The organism is Mesorhizobium sp. M7A.T.Ca.US.000.02.2.1, assembly GCF_003996995.1.
Classification (GTDB): Bacteria; Pseudomonadota; Alphaproteobacteria; order Rhizobiales; family Rhizobiaceae; genus Mesorhizobium.
This window is the reverse complement of record NZ_RZTT01000601.1, coordinates 1-2715: the sequence shown is the minus strand read 5'-3', so window position 1 is coordinate 2715 and position 2715 is coordinate 1. Positions and strand designations below refer to the sequence as shown.

At 63.8% G+C, this 2715-nt stretch carries 2 protein-coding genes; one reads left to right on the top strand and one right to left on the bottom strand.

Annotated features, from left to right (window positions below; translation table 11 throughout):
* The coding region (locus EOD15_RS32280; RefSeq protein WP_281035592.1) for a S4 domain-containing protein at positions 1 to 211 on the top strand (211 nt) is incomplete at its 5' end.
* A 6-nt stretch (positions 212 to 217) separates the two neighbouring features.
* On the opposite strand, the gene EOD15_RS32275 is transcribed toward EOD15_RS32280, so the two are convergent.
* Positions 218 to 2715: DUF3971 domain-containing protein (locus EOD15_RS32275; RefSeq protein ID WP_127409206.1), on the bottom strand; the 2498-nt coding region annotated here is incomplete at its 5' end.

The window sequence follows — 2715 nt, the reverse complement described above, 5'->3', positions numbered from 1 at the left end:
CGGCGTCGGCATCCTGTCGCTGCTGGTCACCGCCGGACTGGCGGCATCGAACGGCGAAGCGCGGCGGCATGTGCAGGGCGGTGCCGTGCGCCTGAACGACGATCCGGTGAGCGACGAGCGCCGGCTGGTGACCCCTCAGGATTTGAGTCCGGAAAACGTCGTAAAGCTTTCTCTGGGAAAGAAAAAACACATCCTGGTACGGCCGGCTTGAGCTCGGTCACCGATACTCAAAAATCGACCTGAATATTCCGGGCGCGATCACCGACAGCGGATTGATGTCCAGCAGCGGCTTGTTGGCATTGCCTTTGAGCCGATAGGTGACGCCGATCAGGCCACGGTCACGGCCATTGCCGAGCAGCGCGCCAACGATGGGCAATTCGCCGAAGATGCGGTTGAGGCCATAGACCGGCATGAATGTGCCGGTCATGTCCATGTTGTTGTCCTGATCGTAGAGCGTGCCCTGGAACGTCGTGCCGATGCGCGGTCCACGCAGCACGCCATTGGCCAGTTTCAGATAGCCGCTGCCCTTGTCGATCTCGGCGTAGCCGCGTTCGAACTTCACCCGCGACGTATCCAGCTTGCCTTTGACCGCCTGATTGAGGCTGCGGTTGTCACCGGCCGGCGTGGTCGACACGATGGAGGCCAGCTTCGGTTCGTTGACGACAAAAAAGTTGCTGGTGTCGACCTTGCCCTTGAGCGATCCATCGCTCGGCCCGGCCAGTGCGAGCGTGATCACGCCGCCTTCCATATGTTCGTAGATGTTGAGGAATCTCAGAATGGCGCCGGCGTCCGCGGACTGCATGTTGAGCGCGCGCCGGCCGGCACCGGTGGTGTTGCTGATCGATATGGCGGCGCCCGAACTTGCCCTGGCGCTGACCTTCAGCCCGTTCACTCGCGAACCGGCAGCACTGTAGTCGAGCTTCAAATTGGACAGTTGCTCGTCATGGAAACCGGTCAGTTGATCGACATCGGCGCTGACGGAAATGGCATCGGAACCGGTGGTTTTGGTAGCCGTGTCGACGTCCGAGGTGAACTGCTTGATCAGCGAGCGGGCATCGAGCGCGTTGCCCGATATGTCGACCGCATAGCCCTTGCCGGACCGCTTCACCGACACGGCAACGTCGTCGCCCCTGTTCAAGGTGACCTTGCTGAACCGCGCCGACGACAAGGCGCCATTGACCAGCACGATGCTGCCGTCGACGGAGAACGTCTTTCCGTCAAGGTCGAAATCGGACAGCGTCGTGGTGTCGCCGGACTTGGTCATGACGAAAGTGACATTGGCAGGAACTCCTGCCCCCTTGCTCCAGCCGGCCCAGGGAATGTCCAGCCTGGCGTTGGTCAGATCGGCCGAGACGTTCTGGTCGCCGCCGCCGTTCTTGTCGATCGCCACCTTCACCGTTCCGGCAAGCAGCGGCTTCAGGCCGGGCATGGCGGCGGCGCGGATCTTGTCGTCAAGCACCAGAGCCACCTTGCGGCTGCGCGCCGGCCCGTCATCCCTGAGCGGCTCGACCAGATCGAGTTCGGCCGGAATGCCGTTCAGCAATGCCTTGGCGGAGATCACCGCCTTCTCCGGATCGACCGTGATCGAACCGTCGGCATCCGTCACGATCTGGCCCTCGAAGGGCTTGGCCAACGACATGCCGCTGTAGTCGAGCGATACCAGCCAATCGAGCTTCGAGGAGTCGACACCGGACTGCAGCGGAATATCCGCCTTGACGTGGCCGGTGACACTGCCCGACAGGTCTTCCGGCAGGATGCCGACATGGCGCATGGCGTTGATCGGCTCGTAGGATGCGAGTTCGGCGACGGCGGATGCTTCGCCGTCGACGTCGATATCGAGCGCGCCGACGACCGGCGGGCGGTTGGCCGCCTTGACCGTCAGCGTGCCGTTGCTGGCCGCCACGGTGCGGCCGCTGGGCATGTAGACGGTGCCCGAGGAGAGCGAGATATCGACATCGTTGCCGTGGAAACCGACGACGCCGACCGCGTCGCGTATCGGCGGAATGCGGCCGGCGGTGTCGAAGCGCGATCCCTCGATCTGGAAGCGGCCGAACACCTCATCGGCCGAAAGCGGCACGCCGTTGCCCAGGCGGCCCGGCACCACCTGGAACTGAAGGTTGGCGTCGACGACACGGCCGCCGAACAGATTGGCCAGCACCCAGAGCCGGGCATTGCGCGCCGAAAACCACGGCCACAGCTGCTTGACGTGAGAGACCTGCATGTCGTGGATGTTGAACGCCAGATTGATCCCCGGCACTTTGCCGTCGACGAACGCCACGGCGGCGGTGCCAAGCATCTCGCCGGAGCCGGCGGACCGGAGCGCGATCTGCTCGGCGACCAATTTGTGGCTCACCGTATTGTAGACGCCGGCAATCCGGGCGAGGAAGGTGAGCGCCGGCTCGGGCGACTCCGAAGGCGCAAGCGACGATCCGTCGCTGGTCAGGTCGTAGCGATAGGAGGGTTCTTCACCCACCGCTCCGCTTGCCGGCTTCGGCCCGATCGACCCGGCGAAATCGAATGTCGAGCGGCCGGTCTTCAGCAGCAATCTGTCGACCTGGATCTTGTTGCTGCCCGCAACCAGCGTCGCATTGATATCGACGTCCGCCGGCAGCAGTCCTCGCGTGCCGAGATCGAGGACAGAACCCGTCGACGACAAAGCGGCCGTCAGCCGCGATGCGTTCGCGCCGAACCCTTCCGATCCCGTCAGCTTCAGCG